We start from the raw sequence: 22,388 nt of genomic DNA, 5'->3' as shown, positions 1-22,388 counted from the left end.
GTCACGGCGGATGTCCAGGAAGCGGTCGGTGCGGGGCAAGGAGACGTTTCTCCTACGGCGATCGGTGGGCGGTGTGCCGGGCGGCGGGCGGTACGGCGGCGATCCGGGGCTGGGCCAGCTGCGCGGCGGTGCTGTCCAGGTCCTGCTGGATGGCGTGGAGGCGGCGGGCGATCAGCTCCAGGCGGTGCGCCGTGTGGGTGCCGACGGCGCCGGGCTGGCGGGCGATCCGGTGCGCGGTGTGCTCGACGAGTCCGCGGACCGTGGCCAGCGGGCCGACTTGCTCGTCGGCGAGCTGCGTGAGGACGCTCGCGAGCTGGGCCGATGCCGTGGGTGCCGTGCGGATGGCGGGCCGCGCCGTGGGTCCGGTGCGTCCGGGGATCAGGTGGAGGTCCTGCTCGATGCGGCGTGCCTCGTCCGAGAGGCGCCGCAGGATTTCTGCGGGCGGGGCGTGCCACGCGCCGTCGAGGTGGATCAGGTTGGCGATCAGGTCGAGGCGTCCGGGCTGCGCCTGAACGGCGATCCACCGGCAGCCGTGCTCCTTGCCGGGAATCTCGATGCCGGCGGCCCGGGCGAGCCGGTGGGCTGTTTCGGCCCACTCTGGTCCGGTCAGCTCCCGGTCGTCCGGGTGAAGCCGGATGTCGAGGTGGAGGATCGCCCGCCGGTCATCGTCCGGGCTGGCTGCGAACGGGTGCTCCAGGTACGGGTCTTCGAGGTGCTCGGCCCACTGGACGGAGGTCCAGATCTTCTGCTCGTCGTCCAGGGTGAAGTAATCCAGGCCCGGCCAGTGGGCGACGACCGTGTACTTGGTCAGGCCCTCGTTCGGCGAGACCGGCCGCCCCAGCGCCTCGGCGAGCGGGTCGTGCGGCGTGTGGGTCCGCTCGTGCAGGCGGGGAATCACCGGCCGCCCCGGATGTCGGCGATGTGCACCAACTGGTTGAGGGCGGTGGTGGTGTACCAGCCGCAGTCGATCAGCTCGTTGCGGCCGGCGTACCGCGGCAGGAGGGCGGCTTCCATGGCTCGCAGGTGGATCAGGCAGTCCGGGCAGCGGCGCGAGAGGTGCACGAGGTAGCGGGGGTGTGCGGTGACGTAGGACTGGGCGCCGCCGGTCGCATCACGCAGCCGCCACCCGTCCTCGTCGGTCGGGGTGTGCCAGGACGGGGCGACGACGCGCATCGCGTCTCCCCACAGTTCCCCGCCCGCCACCCCCTTCAGGACGACGACGGTGTCGCCGGCCTGGAAGTGCTGGTGCGTGATGTCCCGGTCGGGGGTGAGCGGGTCAGGCGTCGGCGCGAAGGCCGAAGTGGGCGGGGGCTGGGACATGCGGTTCCTTCCACACGAGGCGGGTGGGGTGGGAGGAACAATGGTCCGGAGGAACGCCGGTTTGGCTAACCGGCGTTTCCCGGCTATGTTCCCCCGCCGTCAGCGGAACGGGTTCTCCGTACCGCGGTCGTTCTCGCCTGCAGCGTCGAGGAGTTCGAGCAGGTCAGTGCCTTCGGCGTCGCGCTGGTCAATCCACCATCCGGCGGCGGTGATGGCGCGGGCCTTCTCCTCCAGCTCCGCCCAGTCCGCCTCGTCCCAGGTCCCTTCCACGACCAGCGCGGTGTGCGCGGCCGTCATCAGCTGGTGGCGGGAGCGCTCGCCCCAGTCCAGGGCCTTGGCCGGGCCTTCCAACTGCGGCATGTCGAACTGCTTCGCCCACGCGACGGCAGCCTCCTGCTCAGCGGCGCGCTTGGCCGCGAGCCACTCCTCCTTGGACTCGGTGTCGGCGTCGCGCGCCGCCTTCCAGCAGTCGGCGCAGTCCTTGGCTGCGAGCCAGCGGGCGAACCCTGCCCGCTTGTCGGCAGGACGGCTGGACAGGTCATGAACCACCTGGTGGGAGCACGCGTGCTCCACTGTCCAATGCGTACGGACGGTCATAAATGGATCTCCTCAAAAGGGTTGGAAAGTGGGGGTGTTGCGCCCGGATCAGGGCGTCTTGTGCCGGCCTCGGTGCGGGCGGCGGTGCCGGCCGCACTGCATGTGTCCGGTGGGGCCGAGACGTCGGCGAGCGGCGAGAAGGACGGTGAGAGCGAAGGCCGCGCCGGCGGCGGGGAGCGCAGCGCTGGCGAGAGGCTGCTCGGCGAGGCGTCCGGCGAGGGCGGTGCCGGCGGACTGCCCGGCGCCGATCGCGAGGATCAGCCACGCGTACGCCTCGCTGGTGCGGCCTGCGGGGGTGAGGGCGTCGGTGGTGACGTAGGCGCAGGCGACCACGATGGTCAGGAACGCACCGGGCACGGTGACCGCGGCGGTGGCCGCATACGGGGCCGGAAGGGCAAGGAGCGGGAGCCACCCGGCCAGGAACGCGGCTGTGGCGATGATCAGTCGCCTGGTGGTGGTGCCGGTCCAGGTGCGGCTTCCGTAGATGAGGCCGCCGAGGAAGGCGCCGGTGGAGAACGCGGCGGGGATGATGCCCGAGAGCATGTCCTGGTGGTGGTGCTCGGCCATGGAGATGGACCACACGTTCATGGCTCCGATCGCGAACCCGATGCCGGTGAGGGAAACGAACAGCAGCAACGCGGCAGGGGTGGCCAACTGCCGAGCCGGGGCCGCGTCCTGCCCCGCGAACGGTTCGGGTCGCCAGCGTCGCGACGGCGGAGCGAGGGCGACCGCGGCGGTGCCGGCCAGGCCGAGGGCTGCAGTGACGGCGAGCGCGACGGCGGGGTTGTACGCGGAGGCGAGCGCGGCGGAGAGCAGGGGGCCGACGATGTACAGCAGGCCCTGCGTGCCGGTGTCGAGCGCGAGCGCGGCGTGCCGCAGCCGAGGGTCTGGCAGCACGCTCGGCCACAGCGCCCGGAGTCCGGCCTCCAGGGGAGGCGTGGTCAGGCCGCCGCCGACGACGATGGCCGTGGCGAGGCCCGGTCCGCCGTACGGTCCGGCCAGGGGCAGAGCCACCAGGAGGGCCGAGTTGAGCAGGGCGGCCGGAAGGTGCACCGCGCTCTGGCCGTGGCGGTCTATGAGGCGTCCCTTGACCGGCTGGGCCAGCGCGGAGGACAGCCCGTACAGGGCGCTGAGCAGCCCGCCGAAGGCGATGCTGCTGCCGCTCGCGGTGGCCCACAGAAGGATGGCGATGGGCGCCATGCCGTTGGGAAGTCGGCCGGTGAGGGTGCCGCCGAGGAGGCGGGCGACGTACGGGCTGCCCAGCACCGCGCCGTAGGAGATGCGCGGTGCCGGGGCCGGGGATGCGGTCAGGGACAACGGGTGCTTTCTCGGTGCTTAGCGGTGGCGGGCGGTCGTGCTGGCGCGGGGCGGCTGCGTGGGTGGTGCGGTGTCCACGGCCGGACGCGGGCGGACGCGCAGCACGGGGGTGCGGTGCGGCGGCAGGACGGCGACGGTCGCGCCGAGGTCCTCGGCCGCCTCCTCGACTTCGCGGATGAGGAACTCGATCTGCCGGCCCAGCGCCGAGAGGCGGGCGGCGATCTGGCGGCCCTGCACGCTCTCCAGCGCGCTGGCGAACTGGCTGCTCGTCTCCAGAAGTTCCTGGAGACGGACCATCGGGCCCGGGGGGTAGCCGCGCTGGACGGCGCCGAGGAGAGCTTCGGAGGCGTCTCCTGCGGTCTGGCCTTCGACGACGTCGCGGATGAGTTCCTGCAGCGACACCTCCGGGACCGGCGCTGGGCGGTTGAACCGGGAGACGTCCGCGCGCAGCACGCCAGGCGGGACCGGGGCAGGTAGCACCTTTCCTGCCTCGTATTCGTGGGCGTAGTGCCCGATCACCTGCCAGCCCGGTGCGTCCGGGTCGCCTCGCAGCGCGACCAGCGTCGAGTCATCGTTCTCGATGAGGTGGGCGAGGGTGATCGGCTGCCCGTCGGCGGCGTACCACGACTCGGTCAGTTCCAGCTCGCCTCGCCTCTGCGCGGCCTGGGCCATCTCGGTCCACATCTGCTGTTCCTCGTCGGTCAGCGGGGCCTTGTGGTGGTGGTGCTTGTTCTGGTCGGCGAGGTCGCTGGCGATGAAGCTGTGATCCGCCCAGGCGGTGAGGTGAGGCCACAGGGCCGAGTGCTGAGCGCGTTCGGCCGGGGAGCCGGGGGCGGCCGGCCGGTCGAGGGCCCGGCGGATCTCGGCGGCGGAGGCGGCCAGGCCGTCCAGCACGGCCCGCCACCCGGCCAGGTGCCGGGCGGGTGGCAGCTCGTTGAGCGCACGGCGGGCGGCGTCGAGCAGAGTGTCGGCGTGCGGGGCGAGGTGTGTGGTGTACGCCTCCACCGCCGCCCTGTTGCGGTGGGCGCGAGCGGCTGCCGCGGCGTCTGCGTGGACGGTGCGGCCGTAGCGGTCGCATGTCATGTCGAGCGCGACCTCGCTCTCGCGGTCGATGACCGCCATCCGCAGCCGGAAGTTGCGTGCACTGTCCGTGAGTTCCGGTGTCACCGGGACGGAGCCGTCCGGGGTCGGATTGCTCGCGGGCGTCATCGGGACCGTCCACTGCCCGAGGCCGTCAGGTGGACGGTCGGTGCGTAGGTGGGCTTCGGCGGGATCGGCCGGGCCGAGGGCGGGGAAGTGGTGGGAGGTGTGGCGCGCTGCGTCGTCCGGCCGGCGGCGGCTTGGGCGAGACGGCTGCGGCGCTCCTGGAGCCCGTTCGGGCGGACCGGGCGTGGTGGGCCGGCGGAGAGGGACGGGTCGAGGCGAATGTCGGCCTGCACGGTGTAGCCCTGGCGGCGCAGATCGTGGACGGCCTGGCGGGTGCGGCGGGGGCCGTCGCGCTCGGGCTCGCTGAGCCGGTACAGCCCGGGTTCTTCGGGAACGGGCTCGAACTGCTCGCGTTCCAGGTACCAGTGGGCGAGGTGCGCGGGCATGGAGGCGGTGAAGGAGGCGACGAAGCCGTGCGTGTCGTGGCCGCCGAAGACGAAGTGGGTGTCGGGTTGCAAGGGGGCGGGGTTCTCCTCACGTTGTCGGGGTGGAGCTCTCAGTGGCTGCGGTGCGCGGGGCGTGCCGCAGCGAGGGGGCGGACCGCCGCGGCGACGGGGAGGGCCGGTCGGCGGTGGGGCGCGCTCACGCGGGCTTGGCGCAAGAAGATCTCGCCGTCGGTGAGCCAGGTCTCGATGGCTGGCCACGCGCGGGCACGGCGCTCCTGCGGGGCGAGGGGGCTGCCCTGGACGACGTCGTCCAACAGGGTTTCGGCATCAATCACGGCGTCGGCCAGGCGGGACAGCGTCGCGGCGTCGTCGGGCCACGGGCTGCTGGCGGGACGGCACCGGTCGATCAGTGTCGGGGCGTGGTCGACGACGGTGAGGAAACGGCGCCAGGAGTGGTCGAGGAACTCCTCGGTCGCGGCGCCGAGGGCGGCGGCGCTCAGTGGAGTGGCGTCGCTGTGGCGGCCGGAGGCGACCATGGTCTGCCAGGTGTCGTGCTCGGAGCGGATGCCGCTGAGTACGGCGGCGATGGCCGCGGTCCGGCGGGCGTGGACGGCCTGCTCGTAGGAGGGCAGGTACCGGTCGACGACGGCCTGGGCCGCCCGTCCGGCGAACGGCGGCACGACGACACTGCGCGGGATCGCCGTAGCCCTCTTCGAGCCCTTCCGGAGCGAAGGCGCCGACCAGATAGTCGAGTTGACGGCCGGGGCGCTCGACGAACAGCAGCATGGTGCCTTGCACCATGTCGGTGAGTATGGCGGCGTAGGGAATCCGCTCGCTCTGCAGGGCACGGCCGAGTTCGCCGCTGTCCCAGATCCAGGGCACCAGGTCTTCCTGCCAGGCGGGATGCGAGTAGATCTCGACCGAGGCGTGCCACTGGCCGGGCAGGTGGCGCGCGAAGTCGCGGGCGGCATCGCCGATGAAGCGCCGGCTGCTCGTATGCACGCTGGTGCGGTGCCGTTTCGCGCACTTGACCAGGTCGACCACGGTGGTCCCGGTGCCGTCCGCAGGCAGGTGGTAGACGCCCTCGTCGTCCCGCCGGAATCCGCTCTCGGCGAGGGCGGTGTGCGCCCACGGGTACTGCTCGCCCGAGGCGATGGCGACGATCCCGGACTCCCGGCTGTGCGACAGGATGATCTACGCCTCAGCCATGGACCAGGTCCTCACCGCGGCGCACGACGGAGCGCAGGCTGCGGCCGTAGGCCCAAGCATGCTCCCGGGCCGCCGCCTCCAGCTGGTCGTATGCGACCTGGGCCGTCATCTGCCCGTCCCATTTGCGATACCTGTACACGGGGACCGGCAGCAGGATTCCGGGCGCGAGAGCGGTCACGCCGAGGGCCGCCACGTAGTCCTCGCCCTGGACGAGGCCACCCATCGGCGCGGCGCGCACGAGGTCGGTGCGGGCGAGAATCGTGGTCGGCCCGATGGGGATGGTGTCCGCCGGCGACTTCCAGTACGTCCACACGTCGCCGGCCTCGTGGCGGCCGGGCGGTGTGGGACATCGCCACAGGGTGGTCGAGCCGTCGGGGTGCTGGTCCTCGCTCCAACCCGCACACCAGCCGACCCCGGTGGACTCCAGGGCGTTCAGCCGCACAGACATGGCGTCGTCGGTGAACTCGTCATCGTCATCAGCCCAGTTGGTGTACCGGGTGCGGACGTGGGCGAGGGCCAGATTTCGGGCGCAGGCGGCGCCGACCGGACGGGGCAGCACCAGCGTGCGGACGCGGGAATCCTGCGCGAGCGGGGCCGGCAGGCGATCAGGTGAGGCCCCGTCGAGCGCGATCACGGCCTCCCACGGCACGGACTGCCGGGTGAGGCTGGCGTGCATGGCGGTCAGGTAGTCGAGCCGGTCTTCACGCAGGCGGCTGGCGATGACGACGGTGATCAGGGGCGTGGTGTGCGGGGGCAGGGAAGGCTCCGGGGAGACGAGAGGGGGACTAGCGGCGCGTGGCGGGGTGTGTGGTGCCGGCCTTCGCCGGGGCTGCGGCGGGTGCGCTCGGGGGCGGCGTGCTGCGCGATGCCCGGATAGCCGGTGCGGGGTCGAGGGAGGACCAGGCCGCCGGGTGGTCGTTGAAGGCGGTGCGCGGGTCGATGGCCCAGGCCACGACGGGGCCGATGTCCTCATGGAGGAGGCTGATCACCTCGATGCCCTGCTGGTGCAGGACGTATCCCCACTGCATGTCCTGCTCGTCAGCGGTCGTGTCGGTGACCGACATGCGGACCGGCGGCGAGCCGTCCGGGGTGATCAGGTGGTCGAGAGTACGGCTGGGCCACTGCTCGCCGCCGGTCAGCACGGCCACGAGCGCGGGCGGGGCGTCATCGAGGAGATCGGTGCCCAGCTCCTCCCAGCCGACGGCGACGTCGTCGATGAGGTGACGGGACATGGCCTCCACGTCGCGACCGAACTTGTACTGGTAGGCGGCCAGGAGCAGCGGGAGGCGGTGGCTGGGTACGCCGTCGAGCTGGACGTGGATGCCGCTGTACCCCGTGCCGGTGGTGGGGCGGGCGATGAAGGAACGTGTGGACAGGGGGGATCTCCAGATCGAGCAAGGAAGCGGGGGACGTTGGGCGGCCGTCAAGGTGGCGCGCGGCGCGTCAGGGTGGTGCGTCTACGCGCGGCCCGACCAGGAGGCGACCGGGGGACCGGAGGCGTCGGTGCGGGCGCAGGTGTAGCCGATCAGTCGGGACGGTTCGGCCTTCGCGGGGACGGTGGCGGCGTCATTGCACACGAACGTGTACTGGATGGAGCTGCGCGGCACGTCGTGGAGCCACGCCCGGTCCTCCTTGCCGGGGTTGATCTGCAGGCCGGAGTGCGCGACGGCGTCGGTCTGGGTGTGCGTGTGAGAGAAGAGGATCAACGCCCCGCCGTCGGTGGTCTTGAGCGCGTAGGCATCCTTGTAGCGGTTGGCGGTACCGGCGAAGACGGTGGTGCCCTGCTTCCCGAAGCGGCTGCCGGTCTTGTCGTGGACCTCGATCTGCCGCTTGCTCGCCTTGGTCGGGGCGAAGACCTTCGTCCCGGTGTTCGCGCCTCCGGTGGCGAAGTTGTCGAGCACGGCTGTGCGCAGCAGGTCGGAGCCCGCTGCCAGCTGCTTGTTGCCGTCGGCGGGAACGGCCGTCGCGTACCCGTCCCGGTCGAGGGCGATGTCCGGCAGTTTCTGGCTGTCGAGGTCGACGACGGAGACCATCTCCCAGCGCTTGTGCTGGGGGCGTTCGGCGAACACTGCCAGACGCGAGGGTGCCTTGCCCTTCTGGCTCGAGAGCGCGGCGGCGAACCAGCGGTCCTGTCCGGCTCCCAGGCGCGGGATGTACAGCTTGGCGTTCGCCGAGTCGTAGGACCAAGGCTTGTACGGCCTGCGGCCCGCCGCGGGGAGTCCCTCGGTCTCTACGTAGTCCGAGATCGACATCGCGTACAGCGGGCCGTCCTCGATGGTGTCGAGGAGCTTTCGGTTGTTGTCGGCGTTGGCCTCGTTGTTGATCTTGGAGTAGTGGGCGATCTGGGTGAGGGCCTCCTTCTTCGTCAGCGCCGGCTCGGCGGTCGGCGTGGGGGAGGCGATGCGGGTGGCCGTGGCTGTGGTGTCGGCGTGCGGGCTGCCGGAGGTGGCGCAGGCGGACGCGGTCAGCGCGACGGATACGGCGGTGAGCAGGAGGGCGGTGCGGCGGGCGGAGGTGTGCAGGGGAATCAGGGGGCTCCGGGGAAATAGCGGGTTAGCGGGTACGGGATGCGGTTGTGGATGCCGCTGGCGGGGACGGCGCGGTCACGGCCGGTGTCGCCCGGGTGTCGGCGGCGGCACGCAGGTGCTTCGCGGCGCGGGCGAGGCAGGTGCGGCTCTCACCGAGTCGGTCCACGAGACCCTGGTGCGTGGTGGCGATCGCCCGGGTGCGGGCGGGACTAGGCGCTTGGTGGCTGAGGTCGGCGTGGAGGCCGAGGTGGTGGACGGCGGCGCCGAGGGCGGCGAGCGCGGCACCGGTGGGCTCGGCCGCTTGGGCGAGCGCGAGCGTGGTGCGGCGCACGGTGGCCGTGACGCGGGTCGGGTAGCGGGCGGCGGCCCGGTGGCGGAAGGCGGTCTCGCCGGCGAGGTAGGTCAGCAGCCGGGTCAGGCGGCGGACTTCGTCGTCCAGGATCTCGCTCAGGGCCGGGTCCGGTTGGATCTGGTCGGGGAGCGGGAGATGGTCGGCCACGGTGTTGAGCCGGTCTGCCACGTCGTGCAGCAGCATCCGCTGGTCAGGATCGGACAGCGGCAACTCCAGGATGGGTGGGGGCGTCTACCGCCGTGCCGCGGACGGCGCGCCCGCCGGAAGCTGCGTGCCGAGCGCCGCTGTGGGCGGGCGGGTCGGTGGGCACGCGGAGGCGGGGGTGGCGTGGCGGAAGTTGACGCCGATGCCCTGGGCGGTGAGGAGCCGGACGGCGCTTTGGATGAGCAGGGCGCGGTCGCTGGTGCTGTAGGAGGCGGGCAGGACGAACGCCGACTCGTGCGGGCTGTACTGGAAGTAGCAGCCGTACAGCACCATGCGGGCGTCTTCGGGCACCGACTTATACGGTGCGCCCACGACCCCGTCGGGGTACCAGATCAGCGTGAGGGTCTGGGCGACCTCCGGTGCGGGCAGCCGGTGCGGGGGCTCGGGCTGGGTGCGGGCGTTGTGACGGACCGCGTCCATGGCTTGGCGGTAGCGGGGCAGCACGCGGCGAGTGACCGCGGCGGCGGCTCGGACCGGATCGTTGGGGACGGCGATGCCGTTCGGCTCGTCCACCATGCGGAAGTGGTGTGGCTTGAAGCCCTCGGGCTCCAGCGGGGCGACCAGGTACTGGCGGGGGTAGCGGGGTCGTTCGATGACACACAGCTGTGCGTCGTCCGGCCCTTCGAGGAGCGGGAGGGGGGCGTCGGGGAAGTCCTGGACGGCCGAATTGGCGGGACCGCAGTCCCACACGCGGTCGGCGATCAACTGGTGGTTTTGGGGAGGAGGGAAGCCTTCGTACTTGCGGTACCACTGTCCAGGCAGGTGTTGGGCGAGGGCGGTTGCGAAGGCGGGCAGGGCTGTGCGGGATGCGGGCATGGGTTCCTGAGGCGGCGGGCGGCCTGGTGGTAGCGGGGCAGGAGCCGTCGGGTGACCGTGTGTGCGGCGCGGGCCGCCTCGGAGGGGACCGCGATGGCGTGCGGGGCGTTGTCGTCGCCGAAGTAGTCGTGGGTGATGCCGTGCAGGGACAGCGCGCCGACGAGGACCTGTTCGTGGTGCAGCGGGCGGTCGATCACGACGAGCTCAAGGCGGCTGGGGCCGGTGAGAATCGCGGCGCGGGGAATGCGGAATTGCATCCAGGCGCTGGCCAGGCACGCGTTGTCCCACAGCTCGTCGAAGAAGTCGAGCTGGCTGCCCGGATCGACGAAGTCGGTTACGTGGAACGTCCATTCGCCGGGCAGGCGGCGAGACAGGCCATGGGCAAGGGATTCCAGATTGCTGCCGGAGGTGACGATCCGTGCGGCCTGGCGCTGTGAACGGCGGTACTCCCGTTCCTGGTTATCGCGCCATAGTTCCTCGACGCGCTTCCCCGCGGCGGGAGAGCCGGCGTTCGGGAGGATGCGGGGCAGGTGGTATTCCACGCCGATGCCCTGCCGGGCGGCAGCGGCAAGGAACCGCTCGAGCCGGGCCGGAACGTCGTGGTCGTACCTGTCGTGGATCAGGATGTAGCCGAAGACGCCTCGTGGGCGCCAGAAGCCGTGGTCGGTAAGGAGCGTGTGGGCTGCCGCGGGAGCGTCGTTGCTGGCGAGGGCGATGACACCGGTCTGGTCGTGATCGCCGAGGCTAATAGAGGGCATAGGGCTTTTCTGTAGGGCCGTCAGTGTCGGACAACGCCAGCCCGTGCGGGTGGAGTTGATGGTGGACGATGAAGGTCCGGCCGGCGACCCGCCATCGTCCGTGTCCGCGACGTGCGCACGGGCAGGGGACGGGGACGTGGCCGGTGTGGTCGAGCAGTCCGAGGGGCTCGGAGGCGCCGCGAGGTTCGAGGACAGCTGCTGCAACCCGGTGCGGCCTTCGGCTGTTCAGCGAGTTTTGGCACGTGGACCTCGTGGTGTCGGGAATGCGGGGGCTGCATCGCTTGTCGCCGTGGGCGGGTGTTTCTTCGATCTCATGGCAGCCTCGTGACCTGGCAGTGTGCGTCGTCGGAGGTCTGCTTGCGGGGGCGGAGCCGTCGAGGTTGCGTCGGGGACGGCGAAGGGTTGTGTGCCGCCGATGAGGGAGGGGTGGCCGTTGAGTTCGGCGAGCCAGTTGAGGAGCTTGGGCAGGTTCTTGTCGGGCCCGTACGCGAGGTAGGTGCCGTCGGCGCTGTCGCAGCCGAACCACTCGGCTATCCCCAGACGTGTCCGGGAGTTGACGCGGCCCATGTGCACGCCCTTGCCGCGGGGGGCCAGCCGTTCGGCGACGGGCCCGAGTTTCCACTCGGTCGATCCGGCCAGGAACAACACGTCGAAGCTGTCCCACGGCAGCAGCCCGGGTGCATCGCAGCCGTCCTGGGCCGCGTAGGCCGCGGGGATGCCCAGTTCGCGGATGCGGGCCAGCCACGGCAGGGACTCGGTGAGGGTGCCGGCGGCGTCGAACGGCTGGTCCGGGGCGAGCGCCCACAGACAGCGATCCGGCCCGTACCGTTCAACGGTCCGGTACAGCCAGGCGAACCACGCTTCGGCGCCGGGCCAGTAGCGGCCCTTGCCATCGCTGCCGAACTTGGAGTTGTCACAGGCATACAGCGCGCCCTCGGGGATCCGGCTGCCTTGCGCGGGGGTGGTCATGCAGCCGATGCGTCCGGCGCTCATCGCGGCCCGTATCTCAGGCCCCGAGGGAGTGCCGAGGTAGCGCAGTATGCACCTCCCCGGCGGCGACGCGGACCGTCATCCGGGCCACCCCCCGGCCAGGCGGGAGGCCACGACGTCGGGCCCGCGGCTCGTGGACCTCACCATCCCGGGACGGCGACACGTTCCAGGTCGTCGAGTCAGACGACTGCACGGTGAGCGTCGGGCGTGCCTGGTTCACCGGGTGCGACCCGGCGTGCGGATCTTCGGCGTCGGCAGCCCCGGGCTTGGGCCCGAAGGGAGGGCAGTGCTGGTGGTCTGGCGCGCGGGGGCCAGGGCACGCATGCGGTCGACAGCGGTGTGCAGGTCCTCACCGAGACTGCGCACGGTGGCTGCGGCGTCCTCAAGGTCGTAGTGGAGGTCGAATCCGTCGTCCTGTTCGGCTTCCTTGGCTTTCTCCCCGGCTGCTTCGAAGAACTCGCCGAGCCGCTCCAGCAGGCCGCTGGTGGGGTCCAGGATCTGGTGCAGCAGGGCGGCGGCGTCCTCATGCGACTCGGTTGCGTTGAGCCGGTCGGTGAGAGCGAGGAGCGCGTCGCCGTAGACGTAGACGGAGGTGCGGTCCGCGTTGTCGGAGACGGCCGGGGTCTTGGGCGCGCGGAGCGTCGGCGTGGCTGCGGACACGAGCGCGCTTGCGGTGGACGAGGAGACCGCAGTCAGCAGCCCGAGCTGGATGAGCCGCTGGTCGATCGCCTCGATCAGCTGCGTGGCGTTGCCGCCGTGGCGGGCTTCGGGCCGCTCAGGGGCACCGGCGTCGGCGGAGGGAGCCGAGTCGTAGATCACTTCGAACAGCGCCTGGTCGTCGGGATGCTGGCGGGTCACGATCCACCCCTGCGGGTCCCCTGGCGGACGGTCGCAGGAGGGCTCCTGCGGCGGGCCGATGATCAGGTAACTGTCGTCGGGGAGTGATACGCGCACGATGTACGCGCTGAGGCCGAACTCGATGTCGCACTCCAGCCCGCGCTGCCGCAGCGGCGTGGTGATGCGCGCGTGGCGGCGCCACAGCTCCTGCCACCAGGCGGTGTCCACGTTGAGGTGGTCGGGGAGCGGCGCGAGCGCAGACGCGTCGACGGACGTGCGGCGGACGTCGGCGTGGGAGGCGGTCGGGGTGTTCTTGTCCTCAGCGACCACGGCTTCTCCCGCGCGAGGGTGCGTGGCGCAGCGGCGGGGTCCGGCGAGTGGGACTGGGCTTTGGCTCCGGAAGAGGGGTGAAATCGAATTCGTACTCGTCGTAGGCGTTGATCAAGCCGTGTTCCAACTGGGCTTCGCGCTCGGCGACCTGCGCCATGAGGTCGTCGTGCTCTGCCTGGCACTGCTGGTACTCGGCCCAGTCGGCGTCGCTGAAGTGGGCGGGGCGGTTCAGGGGACTCCTTGAGAGGGTGATGCCGGCGTGGGTGCTGCGGTGCGGGTTAGCGGTGGCGTGCGCTCGGCCTGGGCGGCGGGGGCACCGGGTTCTCCCGTCGGGGAGGCGTGGGGAAGAAGCGGTGGAAGTCGAGGTGGGCGTTGAGCTCCTTGGCCGTGTCGCGGAGTGATTCCGAGGTGCGCCGCAGATAGGCGCGCGCCGTGGCGTGGTCGATGACCATGCGGTTTTCCCGGTGGTGCCGGTCGGTCACGCCGGAGGACCGGGACAGGGATAGGGCGGTCTCCGCGGTCTCGGCGAAGTGTGGTGCGGCGTGGCTCGACAGGGTGGCCGCAGTCGCGAGGTGGGCGAGTACGGCGCTGCCGGCCCGGTTGGTGCTGTGAGCGGTCCGGGCGAAGTCGGCAGTCAGCTGGACGATGTCGCGGGAGAGAGCCTGCGCGTTGGCGGCATGCTGGAGCAGATCGGCGTAGGACGGCGCGGCCGGCACCCGGCCGGTGTCGTCCAGCAGCTGCCACTGCTCGGCGGCGTCGAGGAGTTTGACCTTCATGTCGTCGAGCGCGCCGATAAGGTGGAGGGCGGCGTCGCGAGGTATCAGCTCGCGCTGGGCATCGGAATTCATGAGCCTCTTGCTTTTCAGTGCATGCGGGCGTCGGTGTCGAAGAGCGCCAGCTCGTGGCTGTGCAGGAGGTGCTGCACGATGAAGCTGCGCCCGGCCACTTTCCACAAGCCCCGGCCCCGGTTGAGGTGGGAGATCGCGTCGGTCTCCACCGAGGTCAGGCCCAGCAGGGCGGCTGCGGCGTGGAGTTGGTCGGTCTCCTGCCGGTAGATGATGCGGGTGGAGCAGTCGGCGAGCAGACCTTCGGCCAGGGCGCGTCCGCGGGATCCGGCGTCGCCGGCGGTGAGCAGGTCGGACAGCCGGTGGATCACCATCAGGTTCGCGATGCCCAGGCCGCGGCTCAGCTTCCACTGGGACTGCATGCGCTGCAGCAGGCCGGGGTGGCGCATCAGACGCCAGGCTTCGTCGTAGACGATCCAACGCCGGCCGCCGTTCGGGTCGGACAGCGCGGACTCCATCCATGCCGAGGCGCAGGTCATGGCGAGGACGAGGGCGGTGTCGTCACCGGAGCCGCCCAGGCGGGACAGGTCGATGGTCAGCATCGGCGAGTTGGGATCGAAGCTCACGGTGCTCGGGGCGTCGAACATCCCGGCGAGGTCGCCGTGGACCAGCCTGCGCATGGCGTGGGCCAGGTCGCGGGAGGCGTCGCCGAGGCGGCCGGACATCAGGCCGCCGGCCGTGTCGAGTTCGTCCGGGTTGTTCAGGGTGGCGGCGATGTCGCCCAGCAGCGGGGTGCGTCCGCTCTCGGCGGCGCGAGTGACGACGGCGTCCAGAGCGACGTCGAGACCGGTGTGCTCCATCGGCAGCAGGTCCCGCCCGAGCACGGTGCGGGCCAGCGAGCCGAGCAGCAGCAGACGGCGCTTGCGGATCTCACCCGCCCAGTCCGCCTCGGACACGCTGTTGGGCCGCGGCGCCGCGTCCAGGGGATTGAGCTTGCCGGGCAGCCCGGGACCGAGCGCGATCGAGGTGCCGCCCAGCGCCCGTGCCACGGGAGTCCATTCACCCTTGGGGTCACAGGGGACGTAGACCCGGTATCCGAAGGCGATCGACCGCAGCGCGAAGCTCTTGGCCAACGCGCTCTTGCCCTGCCCGATCACGCCGGCAAGAAGCACGTTGGGGTTGGTGAAGCCCTCGACCTTGCCGTACAGCGCGAACGGATCGAAGACGAAGCTCGCTTCGGCGTGGACATCGCGACCGATGTAGATGCCCTCGGCGCCGAGGCCGCCTTCGGCGAGAAACGGGTACGCCCCGCTCGCGGTGGCGGTGGTCATGCGGTGGGCGGGCAGCTTGAGCCTGTTGTTGCGGGAGGACGCGGGGCCGGGTCGCCCGGCGGGCGGGAAAAGAGGCGGCGGCATCTCCCGCTCCTCCACGCCGACGCCGCTGGTGTGGGCGGCGGCTTCGACGCGGGCCTTCGCGGCGGCCTCGGCGAGCTGCCGTCGGGCGGCCCTGCGGGAGGCGCGGTCGGTGCCGTGCGGGGTGAACAGAGGGCTGGCGCTGGCGCGGCGGGCTCGGCGCGCGGGCCGATGGCTCATAGCGGGGCGACTTTCACGTGACGGCGGTCTGGACGCGGTGCTGGGGTCAGACGACCGGCGAGGCGGTGAACAGAATCGGGCTGCGGTAGCTCTTGCCGTCGCCCGACCAGTCCAGATGGATGTAGCCGTCGGCGAGGTAACGACCGGATCCCGCCGCATACTTGAGGGTTCCGGTCGAGTAGGAGCCGTTGCCGGTGCGGCTGCTGTGTTCGAGCGCGTACTCAAGTCCGGTGTAGGCGGCGGACTTCACGACCGGGTCCGTGCCGCTGACGCTGCGCTTGGTCTGGAGCTGGAACTTGGCCTTGTTGAAGGTGTAGGTGTTGCGGTTCTTGGCCGTGTACGGGCCGTCCCTACACGGTGGCGGTGGTGTAGATGTAGCCGCCGGACCTCATCGCGCAGAGCGTGACGTCCAGGTCCCAGTTGTCGGAGTCGGGGCCGGTGTAGGACGGGTCGTCGACGGATTGGCTGCTGGTCTTGCAGTGGTAGCTGGCGGCGGATGCCGGGGTGGCGGTGGCCAGGGCGGCGGTGCCGGCGAGTGCGGCGAGGACGACGGCAGCGGAGGTGGAGCGCTTCAGGGCGCGCATTCAGGGCCTTTCGGTGGTGGGGGTTACTGGCTGCAGGTGGTGGTGTGGCCGTGCAGCGGGGTGTTGAGGTCGCTCGGGGTGGTCTTGCGGCGGACGACGTGGCCTGCGGCCAGATGGCGCTGGCAGATGGTCAGGACGGGCGGTCCCTCGGGCAGCCGCTCGGGGTGGCAGCCCGTGTCCGTCGGGGTCTCGTCCGCGACGGGCAGGAGATGGAAGGCGTCGTGCACGCCGGCGGCGGCCTGGAACAGCCGGGTGCGCGCGGTGGCGAGGTGTCGTCCGGCGGCGGGGTGCGGGGGCCGGGTGGAATCGGCGAGCTGGTCGAGCAGGTGATGCAGCGCGGTCAGATGGGCGTGCACCACGTCGAGGTGCACGCGATCCACCGGCGCTGGGGAGGGGGGCGCTGACCGGGCCAGGGCCCGGGTGTGATGGCGGACTCCGGCGCTGGCGGCGCGGAGGTAGGGGTGCGCGTCGAGTTCAGTGGTGCGGGGTTGGGTCAATGGGGGTCCTTGCCGCCGGGGAGGCGGGGGCAGCGGCCGGTCGTGGACCGGTGGCGGGAGCGTTGTGACGGGCGGCGGAGGGCGCTGTGGCGTTGGCCGGGGACGGGCGCGGGCTCTGTTCGCCGCGAAGGTCGACGAAGTGGCCCGAGGAAGGCGGGCCGGCATGGCTCTGCTCCGGCATGTAGATGACGTCCGCGCCTTCCTCGGCGCGGGCGGCGTCGGCTTGGTACCACTCGTGCCAGCTCGGGAGGCCGGCCAGTACGCGGGCAGCGTCGTCGAGGTTGGCGGCGTTGACGACGAAGCTCGTCGGGGCCTGGCCGTCGTGCCGCTCGCGTCCGGCGAAGGTGAGCGTGAACGCGCGGGGAGTCGGCGGGCCTACGAGGTCGGCGAGGCGTTCGAGCATCGTGTCGAATCGGTCGCTGGCCTCAAGGGCGGTATTGATCCTGGCCTCGTCGTAGTCGGCGTACTTCCCCTCGGTGACGTTGCCGTCGCTGTCGCGGTACTGATCGAGGGTGGCGCGGTGGCGGGCGGCCAGTTCCTGGCAGGAGGTGAGCAGGGCGCGCAGTTCGCGTCTCAGCTCGTCGTCGTGGATGGATGTCAGCGCATGTCCCGGAGTCTGGAAGGGCGTTACAGAGCGGTGCGGGCGAGGGGCAGGGCGGCGAGGGTGAAGGCCGTCGGCTGCTGGTAGTTGAGGCGGCGCAGGTCGACGCCGGCGGTGACGGCGGCGGTCTCGATCTGCGCGCAGGCCGCGTCGAGGAGGGCATCGGTGTCGGCGGTGACGGTGACCAGGCCGGTCAGGGCGACGTCGGCATGCCCGGCGATGAGCTGGCGCTCGCGCTGTTTGACGTCGGCGTACTCGACGGAGTCTTCCTCGCTGTCGACCTGGCCGCGGCGGGCGCGCTCGTTGGCGTCGGCGATGATCGCCGCCTTCTTGCGCTGGACGTCCCGCAGCGCGGACTCGAGCTGCTGCGGCACGTATATAAGGGAGAGGCTGCGGCGGACCCCGGCGGTGAACATGATCTGGTGCAGGAACCCGGCCCCCATCTCGGTCCGCGGCCAGTTCTCCACCCAGTACGTGGCGTGGCGGGCGGTGTCGGTGGCGAGCCGGTCGTACTCCTCGACCTGGACGACGGGCCCGGCGGCTGCCGGGTCCGCCTCGGCGCGGCCGGTGTCGGACCACTGCTGGAGCGCGGCGAGGGCCTTCGGGTCGTAGGCGGTGCGGATCACGGCGGCGATCTCCCGGGCGCTCAGCCACCCGGTGACCAGCAGTCCGGCGTTGCGGGCGGCCTGGGCGACGGAGGCGGTGGTCTGCTCCATAACGGTGAACGCGCCCGGCAGCCCTCCACCGGCCTGCGAGATCAGGCGTTTGGCGGCCTTGAGATCGAGGGAGATGGCGAGGTACGTCTCGTGCGGGGCGGCGGCCGGGCCTGCGGATGCGACCAGCTCGGAGTAGATCTGTCCGGCGACCGGGGTCTGGGGCTGGCCGTGCTGAGTCCAGTGGCGGACGAGGGTGTCGCCGGAGTCGGGGACCGTGCGCTCCAGGACCTGCACGGTGGCGACGTGCCCGGTGCGGGCGATGCCCGCCAGCGCACGCCCCCAGCCGTTCACGTTGTGGTTCTGCGTCGCCGGGTCTAGCAGGGCGAAGGCTCGGGATGTGACGCGGGCTACGGCGGTCAGGGTCTGGCGGTGCGGATCGTAAACGGCGGCAGCCTCGTTTGCGGAGTCGCCGGGGGTGACGACCTTGAGCGAGGCGGCGGTGCCGGGCAGGTGAAGGATGCCGTCCTGCCGGGGCCGGGTGACGGGCCGGGCGAGCCAGAGCATCTGGCCGGTGCGGCGGCGCTGCGCGTAGCGGGCGACGATCGGCGCCCAGTCGATCAGGGAGCGGCCGTGCCGGCGGATCGTGACGAGCGCCCCCGACGCAGCCCACAGCGGGGCCAGGGCGACGGCGCCGAGCAGTCCGGTGGAGATCACCGTGATCAGCAGCAGCGCCAACGTGCACGACACGAGGACGAGTTGGGGCAAGGAGAGGCCGAGGAGGATGCCGCGGCGGGACCGGTGCGGGAACTTCACCGTGACCGGGGCGACGGAGAGATCAGTCAAGGGGTGGGTCCTGGAGGCGCGGGTGGAACCCAGGGGTGGGAGGTGGTGTGCACATCCCACCCCCGGGAGTCGGGCAGGGGATCAGAGGCCGGTCGGTGGCGGCGGTGAGGCCGACCCGCTGGACGTGGCGTTCTGTGAGCCGGAGGACGGGGGTGCGCCCTGCGGCGGCGGAGTCGTGGTCGGCGGAGCGGACTGCCATCCGCCGCCCTGGCCGGACGCGGCGCTCGCGCCGGATCCTCCCGGACCCGGGCTGCCGCCCACCTGGCCGGTGGTGTCGTCCGACACGCTCGTCGGTGCGGGCTGGACGGCCTTCTCCAGACCGGACTTGATGGCATCGCCACCGGGCGAGACGCCCGTTCCGCCGCCCTGCGAACCTTCCCTGCCTTCTCCGCTTCCACCGGTCGGGTTGGCGGCGACGTCGCCGGGGAAACCGCCCCCGCCAGCGGCGTCGGGCCCCTGCGGTGCGGCGCCTGCTCCGGCTGCAGCGCCACCGGTTCCGGCGGTGGCCGCAGCGGCGGCGGCCTTGCGGGCGGCCTTCTCGGCGTGGGCCTTGGCGATCTGGGCTCCAGCGCCACCGGCCCGGTGGATGGACTCGCCGTCGGTGCCGTCGGCCGCCCAGTGCACGAACTTGAAGACGGCGTACGGGCACAGCAGGATCAGGATCATGATCACGATGCCGGACATGACGTCGGCCAGAGCGGCGATGCCGTCCTTGGCCTCGGTCTTGCCCATGGCGGCGATACCGAGTACGAAGATCACGGTCATCAGGAGCTTGGAGACGACGAGGGTGGCGGTGGCTTCGATCCAGCCCTTGCGCCAGCGGCGTGCGACCTCCCACCCGCCACCGGCGGAAGCGAAGATGGCCAGGGTGACCATGACGAGGATGCCGACCTTGCGGACCATCATCACGCACCAGTAGAGGAAGGCGCCGATGGCGGCGCCGAGACCGGCGACGACCGCAACGAGCCAGCCCAGTCCGGACAGGCCGGCGATCTGGTTCACCTTCACGATGCGGCGCACCGCCGACGCGATGTCCAGCTTCGCGGCTTTGAACAGGCCGTCGGAGACGGCGTCGACCACCTCGACGGCAACCGTGGTCAGGGCGATGGCGCAGAAGGCGAACAGAACGCCCGACATGGTGCCGGTGAATGCCTGTGTGAGGGCTTGTCCGTCGCGTCTGACGGCGGCCCGCACCAGCTGCGCGCAGAACGTCGCGACCAGCAGAACCAGGCCCAGCGGCAAGAGCATCTCGTAGTTGTCGCGGAACCAGCCGGCGTTCAGATCGACCTTGGTGGTGGTGTTGACCGCCTCGGCCGCCAGATCGGCTGCGGCAGCTGCCAGTTCACCTGCCGACTTCGCCATCCAGTCGCCGATGGCCTTGCCGGGGTCCGAGGCGAAATCCACCGCGTCACCGACGGCGCACAGCTTGTCTGCCAGGGGAAAATCACAGAAACCCACGGGGAGTTACTCCTCCATTCTTGTGTCAGGCGCGGGTCACTGCGTGACGCTCGGAGCGATGGCGGCCAAGGTGCAGTCGTGATTCGGGCGGCACTGCACGGCGAGGGTCACGGCCCGTTCCTCGGCCCCACCGCCGCCCTTCTTCCAGGCGATCTGCTGCTTGCCGTTGACGGTGACGACGTAGATGTACGCCTCGGTGATCGCGGACGGGTCGTCGGCCAGGGCCTGCTTGAACGCGGAGGGGTAGTGGCCCTCGGTGACCGTGCCGGTGGCGTGCTGGTCCTGGTCGGCCATCCGCGACCACAGCACCGGATCGGGAACCTGGCCGGAGACCGAGGCCCAGTCGGCGTACTTGGTCTCCGTGGTCATCCAGGCGCGCATGCCGGCGAGCTGCTGGTCGCGGCTGGTGTCGCGGGTGTCGTAGGACCACAGCATCTGGGCCACCGCCGTGGCGTAGGCGACCGGCTCGGCGATCTGCGGAGGCTTGGGCACCGACCCGGATCCGGAGGAAGGCTTCGGGGCGGCCTCGGAGGAGGACGGGCTGTGAGCCGGGGCGGGCACGGCGGCGTCCGGGGCTTGGTGGCCGTTCCCGCTGCCGGTCAGCAGGGCGACGATCCCGGCGATGGCGAGCAGGACGGCGACGACGCAGGCGACGATCGCGATGCGCCGGTTGGCCGACCAGCCTGCGCCGTACGAGGACAGCGAAAAGGAGGGGGATCGTTTCCGCATCAGTGGACCTGCGACCCGAGGGTTGAGAAGAAGGCGACGATGCCGTTCGCGGCACCCAGACCGAGGGCGGCGCCCGCGGCCACGACCGCGCCTTTCTTGCCGTTGGCCTCGGCCTGGTGACCACCGGTGTGGTGGCCCCAGGCCCATACGCCGAGCGAGACGGCGAGGGCGCCGACGACGGCGATGATCCCGAACAGGTTGATCGAGTTGACGACGTTCTTCAGCACACTCAGGCCGGGCAGGCCGCCGCCCTTGGGCGAGATTCCTGGGTCGTAGGCGAGCTGGATGACGCGGTCTGCGAGAGGGACGGACATAGGGGTGGCGGGGCTCCTTGCATACGCGGGCCAGGCGAGGGCCCGCGGGAAGGGGGAAGCGGAGGGGGAGGTGCGCTCGGGGCGCGGAAGTGGCCGCGGCGGCCCGCCCGGAGCGGTGCCGGGCGGGGGCGGCGTCAGATGACGCGGCGGGCGGCGAGAATCGTCCAGTCCTTGATCGGGGTGATCCGGACCGGCTTCGATGTGCGCGGCGCCTCGATCACGAGGCCCTCGCCCATGTACATGCCGACGTGCTCGGGCCGGGCGGCCGTGCCACGGCTGAAGATCAGGTCACCGGGCTCAAGTTGGGCGGGCGAGACCGCCTTACCCTCGTTGACCTGTGTGTACGTGGTGCGGGTGAGTGTGACGCCGGCATGCGCGTACGCCTGCTGCATCAGGCTGGAGCAGTCGCAGCGGCCCATGGGGTCAGGCCCATGCGAGTTCGTGCACGAGCCGCCCCACTGGTAGAGCGTGCCGAGCTGGTGCATCGCCCACTCGATGGCCTTGCGTGCCTTCGGATCGGCGTCCCTGGGGATCGCGTAGCCCTTCGGGACGCTCCCCTCGGGGATGCGGCCGAAGCCGGAACCGTCCTGGCCCGGAACGCAGCCGCTCGTGCCGGTCGACGGCTTCTTGCCCTGGTCTGCATCCTTGCCGTCCGCGTCGTTGCCGCCGGGGAAGGTCTTGGCGATGGCATCCTGCAGCGCGGTGGCCAGGTTCTCCCACTGCGCATACGCGTCCGGAAGGCCGGACTTCTGCACGGCTTGGGCGGCCTGGGTGATGGTCATCTGCTGCCAGCCGCTCACCTTGAGCAAGTGCTTGTAGAACTGCTCGCTCGCGTAGACCGGGTCGCGGATCTGCTGGGCGCTGCCCCAGCCCTGGGAGGGACGCTGCTGGAACAGGCCGAGGGAATCCCTGTCGCCGTAGTTGAGGTTGCGCAGTCGGCTCTCCTGCATCGCCGTGGCGAGCGCGACGATCTGTCCCTTCTTGGGGACGTCGAGCGAGAGTCCGGCGGCCACGATCGTCGCCGCGTTGGGGATCTGCTCGGCGGGCAGGTCCAGGCCCTCGATGTGGACGTTCTTGCCGGACGCGCCGTCGAGGATCTTGGTGACCTGTTCGGCGACCTTGTCGGTGTCGATGTAGGTCAGGCAGCTGCTGAAGGAGCCGCTGCTCTGCACAGCGTCGGCGGCGGAGGCCAGCATCATGCCGGTGCCGGCGATCAGGATCGGGGAGAGGAAGACGACGCCGATGCCGGCGGCGAGCGCCTTCAACCGGAGCGGACCGCTCGCAGGTCAGCGTTTTCGGGCAGGGGTGGGTAGCGAGACGTCATGAGCGTGTCCTTCGGGATGCGGTGTCCGGCGTGCCGCGTGCGCGAGGCGTGATGGAAGGGCGCGGCGGCCGGGGTGGGCGATCGGAGGCGGGCCGGTGCGGGCGAGTTGCCGCTCGCTCCGCGTGGCCGGGCCGTGAGCTAGGTGTGCCGGGGCA

General features: G+C 71.3%; 26 protein-coding genes. All 26 read right to left on the bottom strand.

The genetic code is table 11. The features are described 5' to 3' along the window. Positions 1 to 52 precede the first annotated feature (52 nt). On the bottom strand, positions 53 to 898 hold the full coding sequence (locus tag ABT063_RS10835) for a relaxase/mobilization nuclease (RefSeq protein WP_351056900.1): 846 nt from the start codon (positions 896 to 898) through the stop codon (positions 53 to 55). Then, positions 895 to 1,320 (bottom strand): hypothetical protein, encoded by a 426-nt coding sequence (locus tag ABT063_RS10830; protein WP_351056899.1) that lies wholly within the window; start codon positions 1,318 to 1,320, stop codon positions 895 to 897. The genes ABT063_RS10835 and ABT063_RS10830 overlap by 4 nt, the downstream gene beginning before the upstream one ends. 99 nt (positions 1,321 to 1,419) lie before the next feature. Further along, positions 1,420 to 1,917 carry a hypothetical protein gene (locus tag ABT063_RS10825; protein WP_351056898.1) on the bottom strand — a complete coding sequence of 166 codons (498 nt, stop codon included), beginning with the start codon at positions 1,915 to 1,917 and terminating at the stop codon, positions 1,420 to 1,422. A gap of 48 nt (positions 1,918 to 1,965) precedes the next feature. Then, positions 1,966 to 3,234: an MFS transporter gene (locus tag ABT063_RS10820; protein WP_351056897.1), complete on the bottom strand. Its 1,269-nt coding sequence runs from the start codon at positions 3,232 to 3,234 to the stop codon at positions 1,966 to 1,968. An 18-nt stretch (positions 3,235 to 3,252) separates the two neighbouring features. Next, positions 3,253 to 4,443 carry a hypothetical protein gene (locus ABT063_RS10815; RefSeq protein ID WP_351056896.1) on the bottom strand — a complete coding sequence of 397 codons (1,191 nt, stop codon included), beginning with the start codon at positions 4,441 to 4,443 and terminating at the stop codon, positions 3,253 to 3,255. Next, positions 4,440 to 4,898: a hypothetical protein gene (locus tag ABT063_RS10810; protein WP_351056895.1), complete on the bottom strand. Its 459-nt coding sequence runs from the start codon at positions 4,896 to 4,898 to the stop codon at positions 4,440 to 4,442. The genes ABT063_RS10815 and ABT063_RS10810 overlap by 4 nt, the downstream gene beginning before the upstream one ends. A gap of 38 nt (positions 4,899 to 4,936) precedes the next feature. Further along, positions 4,937 to 5,506, bottom strand: a complete 570-nt coding sequence (locus ABT063_RS10805) for a hypothetical protein (RefSeq protein WP_351056894.1) — start codon at positions 5,504 to 5,506, stop codon at positions 4,937 to 4,939. A 521-nt stretch (positions 5,507 to 6,027) separates the two neighbouring features. Then, the gene (locus ABT063_RS10800; RefSeq protein ID WP_351057045.1) at positions 6,028 to 6,771 is read right to left on the bottom strand and encodes a glycosyltransferase family 2 protein; all 744 of its coding nucleotides are present in this window, start codon (positions 6,769 to 6,771) and stop codon (positions 6,028 to 6,030) included. Between the two features lie 49 nt (positions 6,772 to 6,820). Continuing rightward, positions 6,821 to 7,393 carry a hypothetical protein gene (locus ABT063_RS10795; RefSeq protein WP_502990797.1) on the bottom strand — a complete coding sequence of 191 codons (573 nt, stop codon included), beginning with the start codon at positions 7,391 to 7,393 and terminating at the stop codon, positions 6,821 to 6,823. Positions 7,394 to 7,492: 99 nt separating this feature from the next. Further along, positions 7,493 to 8,404 carry a DUF8094 domain-containing protein gene (locus tag ABT063_RS10790; protein ID WP_502990796.1) on the bottom strand — a complete coding sequence of 304 codons (912 nt, stop codon included), beginning with the start codon at positions 8,402 to 8,404 and terminating at the stop codon, positions 7,493 to 7,495. A 184-nt stretch (positions 8,405 to 8,588) separates the two neighbouring features. Further along, positions 8,589 to 9,098 carry a hypothetical protein gene (locus ABT063_RS10785; RefSeq protein WP_351056891.1) on the bottom strand — a complete coding sequence of 170 codons (510 nt, stop codon included), beginning with the start codon at positions 9,096 to 9,098 and terminating at the stop codon, positions 8,589 to 8,591. A 48-nt stretch (positions 9,099 to 9,146) separates the two neighbouring features. Beyond that, positions 9,147 to 9,824, bottom strand: a complete 678-nt coding sequence (locus ABT063_RS10780) for a hypothetical protein (RefSeq protein ID WP_351056889.1) — start codon at positions 9,822 to 9,824, stop codon at positions 9,147 to 9,149. Then, positions 9,821 to 10,693 (bottom strand): hypothetical protein, encoded by an 873-nt coding sequence (locus ABT063_RS10775; RefSeq protein ID WP_351056888.1) that lies wholly within the window; start codon positions 10,691 to 10,693, stop codon positions 9,821 to 9,823. Before ABT063_RS10775 ends, ABT063_RS10780 begins: the two co-directional genes overlap by 4 nt. A gap of 225 nt (positions 10,694 to 10,918) precedes the next feature. After that, a complete protein-coding gene (locus ABT063_RS10770) occupies positions 10,919 to 11,686 on the bottom strand; it encodes a hypothetical protein (protein ID WP_351056887.1) in 768 nt (255 codons plus the stop codon). Between the two features lie 213 nt (positions 11,687 to 11,899). After that, a complete protein-coding gene (locus tag ABT063_RS10765; protein WP_351056886.1) occupies positions 11,900 to 12,850 on the bottom strand; it encodes a hypothetical protein in 951 nt (316 codons plus the stop codon). 278 nt (positions 12,851 to 13,128) lie between these two features. Further along, the gene (locus ABT063_RS10760) at positions 13,129 to 13,698 is read right to left on the bottom strand and encodes a hypothetical protein (RefSeq protein ID WP_351056885.1); all 570 of its coding nucleotides are present in this window, start codon (positions 13,696 to 13,698) and stop codon (positions 13,129 to 13,131) included. 14 nt (positions 13,699 to 13,712) lie between these two features. Then, a complete protein-coding gene (locus tag ABT063_RS10755) occupies positions 13,713 to 15,227 on the bottom strand; it encodes a putative type IV secretion/conjugal transfer ATPase (protein WP_351056883.1) in 1,515 nt (504 codons plus the stop codon). Positions 15,228 to 15,273: 46 nt separating this feature from the next. After that, positions 15,274 to 15,477: a hypothetical protein gene (locus tag ABT063_RS10750; protein WP_351056882.1), complete on the bottom strand. Its 204-nt coding sequence runs from the start codon at positions 15,475 to 15,477 to the stop codon at positions 15,274 to 15,276. Positions 15,478 to 15,577: 100 nt separating this feature from the next. Continuing rightward, a complete protein-coding gene (locus tag ABT063_RS10745; protein WP_351056881.1) occupies positions 15,578 to 15,811 on the bottom strand; it encodes a hypothetical protein in 234 nt (77 codons plus the stop codon). A gap of 23 nt (positions 15,812 to 15,834) precedes the next feature. After that, a complete protein-coding gene (locus ABT063_RS10740) occupies positions 15,835 to 16,308 on the bottom strand; it encodes a DUF6238 family protein (RefSeq protein WP_351056880.1) in 474 nt (157 codons plus the stop codon). Continuing rightward, positions 16,286 to 16,711, bottom strand: a complete 426-nt coding sequence (locus ABT063_RS10735) for a hypothetical protein (protein ID WP_351056878.1) — start codon at positions 16,709 to 16,711, stop codon at positions 16,286 to 16,288. Before ABT063_RS10735 ends, ABT063_RS10740 begins: the two co-directional genes overlap by 23 nt. A gap of 224 nt (positions 16,712 to 16,935) precedes the next feature. Beyond that, the gene (locus ABT063_RS10730; protein ID WP_351056876.1) at positions 16,936 to 18,408 is read right to left on the bottom strand and encodes an SCO6880 family protein; all 1,473 of its coding nucleotides are present in this window, start codon (positions 18,406 to 18,408) and stop codon (positions 16,936 to 16,938) included. A gap of 81 nt (positions 18,409 to 18,489) precedes the next feature. Beyond that, positions 18,490 to 19,866 (bottom strand): SCO6881 family protein, encoded by a 1,377-nt coding sequence (locus tag ABT063_RS10725; protein ID WP_351056875.1) that lies wholly within the window; start codon positions 19,864 to 19,866, stop codon positions 18,490 to 18,492. A gap of 36 nt (positions 19,867 to 19,902) precedes the next feature. Further along, positions 19,903 to 20,595, bottom strand: a complete 693-nt coding sequence (locus ABT063_RS10720; RefSeq protein WP_351056874.1) for a hypothetical protein — start codon at positions 20,593 to 20,595, stop codon at positions 19,903 to 19,905. Beyond that, positions 20,595 to 20,909 carry a DUF6112 family protein gene (locus tag ABT063_RS10715; protein ID WP_351056873.1) on the bottom strand — a complete coding sequence of 105 codons (315 nt, stop codon included), beginning with the start codon at positions 20,907 to 20,909 and terminating at the stop codon, positions 20,595 to 20,597. The genes ABT063_RS10720 and ABT063_RS10715 overlap by 1 nt, the downstream gene beginning before the upstream one ends. A gap of 134 nt (positions 20,910 to 21,043) precedes the next feature. After that, complete coding sequence (locus ABT063_RS10710; protein WP_351056872.1) at positions 21,044 to 22,174, bottom strand: C40 family peptidase; 1,131 nt, start codon at positions 22,172 to 22,174, stop codon at positions 21,044 to 21,046. Between the last annotated feature and the right edge of the window lie 214 nt (positions 22,175 to 22,388).

The sequence above is a fragment of the Streptomyces sp. NPDC002838 genome, from assembly GCF_040295365.1.
Classification (GTDB): domain Bacteria; phylum Actinomycetota; class Actinomycetes; order Streptomycetales; family Streptomycetaceae; genus Streptomyces.
Note: the sequence above shows the minus strand (reverse complement) of the source record. Positions and strands in the feature narration are given on the sequence as shown.